This is a genomic window from Oleiphilus sp. HI0132 (genome assembly GCF_001635845.1).
In genome coordinates, this window is the sequence record NZ_LWGJ01001076.1 from 1 (window position 1) to 6,369 (window position 6,369).

The window sequence follows — 6,369 nt, forward strand, 5'->3', positions numbered from 1 at the left end:
CGACTTATGAATGACGATATTGAAACCATTACCGAACTCGCCAATCGACGACAATATTTTCGCGTTGAAAATAAAGCGTCCGTTGACATTGTTCCCAGAGCTGACAATCAAACTGCAGCGGAATGTTTTGAACTAAGCCCCGAGTTTGGTCTGATCTCTGAGTTTCAGCTATTGGATGTTGAATCAAAGCATCTACTCCGAACGCTGACAGATAAAGATAAAAACCTGGGGCAGTTTTTAAAAGTAATGAACAAGAAACTCGACGCCTTATCGAGAGTGCTGGCAATGAACAACCAGCAAAACTCAAATGACAACATTCAAACTGTTAACTTGAGTGAAGGAGGCTTGGCACTTAAGAGTGAGTCGGAATATACCAAAGGGCAAAGCGTCGCAATCAAGCTTATTTTACTACCCAGCTATAGCGGCTTAATACTTGAAGGCGATGTACTTTCATGTCGAGGATCGCAATCACCTTATGAGGTGCATATTGCTTTTACCGATATATCGGAAGCTCACCAGCAGTTGATTGCACGCCATATTATGCGAGTCCAAACCCAAAACAGAGCATCCACCCCCACTTCATAAGTCTATAGATTCTACTATGAGCAATATCAAAGCGATTCAACTTGGCCTTAGCCAACTCAACAAAGTTATTCTAGGCAAAGAGAATGAAATTAAGCTAGCCCTGACCTGCTTGCTTGCTAAAGGCCACCTGCTCATCGAAGACTTGCCTGGCATGGGGAAGACAACATTAGCACACGCTTTAGCAGGAACTTTGGGCTTAAGCTATCAACGCATCCAATTTACCAGCGACTTACTACCTGGTGACTTACTGGGCCTGAATATTTTTAACCGAGAAGACGGTAAGTTCCATTTTCACCCCGGCCCGATATTTTCCAACCTTGTACTCGCTGACGAGATCAATCGTGCCAGCCCTAAAACCCAAAGTGCTCTGCTCGAAGCAATGGAAGAGCGCCAGGTCACACAAGAAGGTGAAACCCGCGCACTCCCTGAGCCCTTTTTCGTCATCGCCACTCAGAACCCTAGCGACCAGTCAGGTACTCACGCGCTGCCAGAGTCACAATTAGACCGATTTATGATGCGCATATCACTAGGTTACCCAAGTGAAGACGCTGAAAAACAACTACTCAAAGGTATTGATCGACGCGCGCTGGCAAATCAATTACAAGCAGTGTTGAACGAGAATACTCTCAGCAAAATTCAAGCTCTAGTATCCAAAGTTCAGTGCTCAGACAGTATCGTCAACTACGTCTACCGGCTGGCAACATTGAGTCGTTTAAAAAGCAATGAAACACACGGTTTATCGCCTCGCGCAAATATATCTCTGATTCAAGCGGCTAAAGCCTGGGCACTTATTGAAGGCAGGGACCATGTTTTACCTGATGATATTCAGGCAGTCTTTCCAAGCGTCGCAGAACACCGCCTGTCTAACGGACAAGCAAAGCAAAGCAACCCTTTGAGCCAAAACATTTTAAAATCTGTTGATATTTTTTAAACTATCCCCATTAACAGTTTATTATTCTGCGAGCCCCTATATCTGTAGCCACGACCTATAGAGCTTGCTGAGCAGCATTTTTGCACAACATTATTTAGTACCAGTTTAAACACTTATCGTTGAAGGACATTTCTCATGAGCGAAGCAAAACACTCCAAAGTCATTATTCTTGGCTCAGGCCCTGCAGGCTATACAGCTGCAGTCTATGCAGCACGCGCCAACCTGAACCCAGTTGTGATTACAGGAATGCAGGCAGGCGGACAATTGACGCAAACAACCGACGTCGATAACTGGCCTGGAGATGCTGAGGGCGTTCAAGGTCCTGAATTAATGCAAAGAATGCAGCAGCATGCCGAGCGCTTCGAAACAGAGGTTATTTATGATCACATCAATAAAGCAGAACTAAGCCAAAAACCTTTTCGCTTAACGGGCGATTCTGGTGAATATACTTGTGACGCACTCATTATCGCCACCGGTGCTTCAGCGATGTATTTGGGCCTAGAGTCCGAAGAAACGTTTGCCGGCAAAGGGGTCAGCGCCTGTGCAACTTGTGACGGATTCTTCTACCGCAACCAGACTGTTTGTGTAGTTGGCGGCGGAAACACTGCCGTTGAAGAAGCGTTGTATCTATCCAATATCGCTAAAGAAGTTATATTGATTCACCGTCGAGACACACTTCGCTCGGAAAAAATTCTTCAAGACAAGCTTTTGGAAAAAGCTGAAAACGGTAATATTCGCATCGAGTGGAACCATACTCTAGAAGAAGTGCTGGGTGACGATGCAGGCGTAACTGGCGTGCGCGTCAAGTCAACCGAATCAGGTGAAGAAAAAGAAATACCAACAATGGGTGTCTTTATTGCTATCGGCCATAAGCCCAACACCGAGCTATTTGATGGCCAACTAGAAATGAATAATGGCTATCTGACCATAAAGTCTGGCCTCGAAGGAGGCGTAACAGGCACTAGCATCCCTGGCGTATTCGCCGCCGGTGATGTAACTGACCAGGTATACCGTCAAGCAATTACTTCAGCTGGCTTTGGTTGTATGGCTGCACTGGATGCAGAAAAGTACATCGACGCATTATAAGTATAACCCCCGGGCGGGTAAGCTTGACGCTTAACCGCCCTGCTCGCCTCAAAGGATATTGAATGGCCAACCTCCCCTGGCTGGATGCGAACGACGACTTCCCTCCCATTGAACAGGCTTTGCGCGACCCAGACGGCTTACTCGCTGCCGGAGGTGACCTTAGCCCTGAACGACTCATTCACGCCTATTCCCGCGGCATATTCCCTTGGTTCTCAGATGATCAGCCTATTCTTTGGTGGAGCCCCGACCCTCGCTGCGTTGTAATTCCTGATGAAGTACATATCTCCAAAAGCCTGAAGAAACACATTCGACAGAAACAGCCCAGGCTCAGCTTCGACCAAGCTTTCCCAGAAGTCATCAGACATTGCGCTCGACTCGATTCCGAGGAAGGCACCTGGATTACCGAAGAAATGGAAGAGGCATATTACGCTCTGCATGAACTAGGCGTTGCTCACTCGGTTGAAGTATGGGAAAACGAAGAACTTGTTGGTGGGCTCTATGGCCTAGCCATTGGCTGCTGTTTTTTCGGTGAATCAATGTTTTCATTAAAGCCCAATGCATCGAAAGTTGCCTTCGCATGTCTAAGCCAACAGCTGCATAAGTGGGGCTACGCTATTATTGACTGCCAAGTTGAAAACCCCCATTTACTAACACTCGGCGCAAAATGCATCGATAGGTCAGATTTTTTATCTATACTTAATAAAAATATTAAACGAAGCCCCTTACATTCCGAGTGGGCATTCGCCAATCAAGGCAACGGATAAAGCCCAAAGCTATGACACAACAACAAGAGCTGGCACTTTACGCGACCCCGGAGCACGATTGCAGCTACCTACCGGGCATGCAAGCAAGCACTGTCTTTGCCGACCCAAAAGTTATCATCGACACGGATACCTATAGCGAACTTTCAGCACAGGGTTTCCGTCGTAGCGGACAACATTATTACCGCCCTCACTGCACTAGCTGCCAAGCTTGCACACCAATACGCGTGTCTGCACCAAACTTTCAAAGAAGCAAAAGTCAGAAAAGGGTGTGGAATAAAAACAGCCAAGTGAAAGGTAAAATTCTTCCAGCTGATTTCCATGAAGACCACTACTTACTATATGAGAAATATATCCACAGCCGTCACGCGGATGGAGATATGTACCCGCCGAGCCGCGACCAATATAGATCGTTCCTGGTAAATGGTCACAGCACAACACAGTTCATAGAATTCTCTGAAGGCGACCATTTACTTGGCATTGCCGTTTGCGACCAACTTAATGACGGCCTTTCGGCCATTTACACGTTCTTTGACCCTGAGCTTTCGGCTAAAAGCCTAGGAACCTACGCCATTCTCTGGCAAGTGGAGGAAGCCAAAAATCGAGAGCTAAGTTACCTGTATTTAGGCTATTTTATTAAGGAATGTAAGAAAATGGCGTACAAAACAAAGTTTTCACCTTTTGAGGCCAGAATTGGTGATCAGTGGTATACAGAAGAACAGCTGATAAACATCAGAGACCAGCTACTGAGTTCTAGCGAATAATCCTCCAGCAACTTCTTTTTAGCCCCTCAAACCCGCCATAAGTGCAATTATTTTACTGATCAATAAACAAACATTTTGCGTAATCCTTCGGATTCAGGCAGAATGTCGCACTTTTCTAATAACGAGCTTTAATTCGAGGTGATAATTAGCCTCTTAAATTTCAGGCTTGTTGTAACTAAACGCTCAATTATTTATGAGGTTACGCTTTAATGGCGAAAGAAGATGTCATTGAAATGGAAGGGACGATTATAGACACCCTTCCAAACACCATGTTCCGTGTTGAACTAGAAAATGGCCATATTGTAACGGCTCATATTTCTGGCAAGATGCGTAAGAACTATATTCGTATACTGACTGGTGACAAGGTTAAAGTTGAAATGACGCCTTACGACCTAACTAAAGGCCGTATCACCTACAGAGCTCGCTAGATTATTTCGTCTGGGCTCGCGCTCATTCGCTTAAGCGAGACTTTATAGTCATAAAAAAAGGGTAAGAACCATGTTCTTACCCTTTTTTTCGTCAATAACAACCCTTAGGCTGGCTCTTGCTCATAATCAAAGACAATCTCATTATCTCGAAGATTAATATGGACATCGCCACCTTCAGCCAAACTACCAAAGAGAATTTCTTCTGCTAACGGTTTCTTGAGGTCTTCCTGAATCAGACGAGCCATTGGTCTAGCACCCATAGTTTCATCATACCCCTTCTCTGCAAGATAGAGCTTCACTTCATCATCAACATGCAGCACAACGTTCTTCGCATCCAGCTGTACTTGTAATTCCATAAGGAACTTGTCGACAACATAGCAAACTGTTTCTCTCGATAATGAAGCAAACGGAATAATGCCATCCAAGCGATTTCTAAACTCTGGCGTAAATACCTTATTCAAAGCTTCCATACCATCTGAAGAATGGTCTTGCTCATTAAAACCAATTGAGCGTCTACTAATTACTTCCGCACCAGCATTGGTTGTCATCACCAACACGACATGCCTAAAGTCAGCTTTGCGGCCATTGTTATCGGTTAAGGTGCCGTGATCCATAACCTGCAACAACAAGTTAAAGACTTCTGGGTGCGCCTTTTCAATCTCATCAAGCAATAAAACGCAGTGAGGATTCTTATTGACCGCTTCGGTCAATAAGCCACCCTGATCATAGCCAACGTACCCAGGAGGCGCACCAATCAAACGACTGACGGTATGTCGCTCCATATACTCCGACATATCAAAGCGAACCAACTCAATACCTAATACAGTTGCTAACTGCTTAGTTACTTCAGTCTTACCAACACCGGTAGGACCAGAGAACAAGAATGCACCATCAGGCTTCTCAGGCGACTTCAAACCGGCGCGAGAAAGCTTGATTGCCGTTGATAAAGACTCGATTGCCTTATCTTGACCAAACACTAGCATTTTAAGATCGCGCTCAATATTCTTAAGCATATCTTTATCAGAACTTGTCACGCTACGAGGAGGAATTCGCGCTATTTTAGCCACCACATCTTCAATATCCTCGACATCAATCAAGTCACAGCGCTGATCAGCTTCTTTCAAACGCTGACTAGCACCCGCCTCGTCTATCACATCGATGGCCTTATCAGGCATATGACGATCAGTAATATAACGTTCAGCCAGCTCTGCTGCGGAGCGCAATGCTTCATCCGTATACTTGAGTTCATGATGTGCTTCAAACTGAGGTTTCAGACCTCGCAGAATTTTTATCGTATCCTCAACATCCGGCTCATTTACATCTATCTTCTGGAATCGACGCGCCAATGCGCTATCTTTTTCGAAGATGCCTCGGAACTCAGTGAACGTAGTCGAACCAATACAACGAATCTCACCAGAACTAAGTAGTGGCTTCAGCAAATTAGATGCATCCATAACGCCACCTGAAGCAGAACCCGCACCAATGATCGTATGAATTTCATCAATAAATAAAATAGCATGATCTCGCTTCTTCAGCTCAGCTAGCAGAGCCTTAAAACGTTTTTCAAAATCACCACGGTATTTGGTTCCTGCTAATAAAGCACCAAGATCTAAAGAATAAACCTCAGCATCAGATATAATTGCTGGAACATTTCCATCAACAATCTGCTTAGCTAAACCTTCAGCTATCGCCGTTTTACCAACACCCGCCTCCCCTACTAACAAGGGGTTATTTTTACGGCGACGCGACAGTATCTGTACAACTCTATCAACCTCTTTCTCGCGACCAATCAGTGGGTCAATGCGACCTAAGCT

Annotated in this window: 7 protein-coding genes; 6 read left to right on the forward strand and 1 reads right to left on the reverse strand. The window is 45.1% G+C overall.

The annotated features are described in order from the left end of the window. The 6 genes from A3766_RS13770 to infA all read left to right on the forward strand — a co-directional run. On the forward strand, positions 1–585 hold a 585-nt coding region (locus tag A3766_RS13770; protein WP_082907120.1), incomplete at its 5' end, for a PilZ domain-containing protein. 16 nt (positions 586–601) lie between these two features. After that, entirely contained in the window at positions 602–1,516 is a 915-nt protein-coding gene (locus A3766_RS13775; protein ID WP_068516275.1) for a MoxR family ATPase, read from the forward strand. A 135-nt stretch (positions 1,517–1,651) separates the two neighbouring features. Beyond that, positions 1,652–2,602, forward strand: coding sequence for a thioredoxin-disulfide reductase (gene trxB / locus A3766_RS13780; RefSeq protein WP_068516272.1), 951 nt, complete (start codon positions 1,652–1,654; stop codon positions 2,600–2,602). Positions 2,603–2,664: 62 nt separating this feature from the next. Next, positions 2,665–3,366, forward strand: a complete 702-nt coding sequence (gene aat / locus A3766_RS13785; protein ID WP_068553326.1) for a leucyl/phenylalanyl-tRNA--protein transferase — start codon at positions 2,665–2,667, stop codon at positions 3,364–3,366. An 11-nt stretch (positions 3,367–3,377) separates the two neighbouring features. Continuing rightward, complete coding sequence (locus A3766_RS13790) at positions 3,378–4,127, forward strand: arginyltransferase (RefSeq protein WP_068516266.1); 750 nt, start codon at positions 3,378–3,380, stop codon at positions 4,125–4,127. Between the two features lie 209 nt (positions 4,128–4,336). After that, on the forward strand, positions 4,337–4,555 hold the full coding sequence (gene infA / locus A3766_RS13795; RefSeq protein ID WP_068516263.1) for a translation initiation factor IF-1: 219 nt from the start codon (positions 4,337–4,339) through the stop codon (positions 4,553–4,555). Between the two features lie 104 nt (positions 4,556–4,659). On the opposite strand, the gene A3766_RS13800 is transcribed toward infA, so the two are convergent. Beyond that, positions 4,660–6,369: AAA family ATPase (locus A3766_RS13800; RefSeq protein ID WP_068642368.1), on the reverse strand; the 1,710-nt coding region annotated here is incomplete at its 5' end.

What these genes read in the sequence shown, in the direction of transcription:
- A3766_RS13775 (WP_068516275.1), top strand. Translation starts at nt 602, where the DNA reads ATGAGCAATATCAAAGCGATTCAACTTGGCCTTAGCCAACTCAACAAA.
- trxB (WP_068516272.1), top strand. Translation starts at nt 1,652, where the DNA reads ATGAGCGAAGCAAAACACTCCAAAGTCATTATTCTTGGCTCAGGCCCT.
- aat (WP_068553326.1), top strand. Translation starts at nt 2,665, where the DNA reads ATGGCCAACCTCCCCTGGCTGGATGCGAACGACGACTTCCCTCCCATT.
- A3766_RS13790 (WP_068516266.1), top strand. Translation starts at nt 3,378, where the DNA reads ATGACACAACAACAAGAGCTGGCACTTTACGCGACCCCGGAGCACGAT.
- infA (WP_068516263.1), top strand. Translation starts at nt 4,337, where the DNA reads ATGGCGAAAGAAGATGTCATTGAAATGGAAGGGACGATTATAGACACC.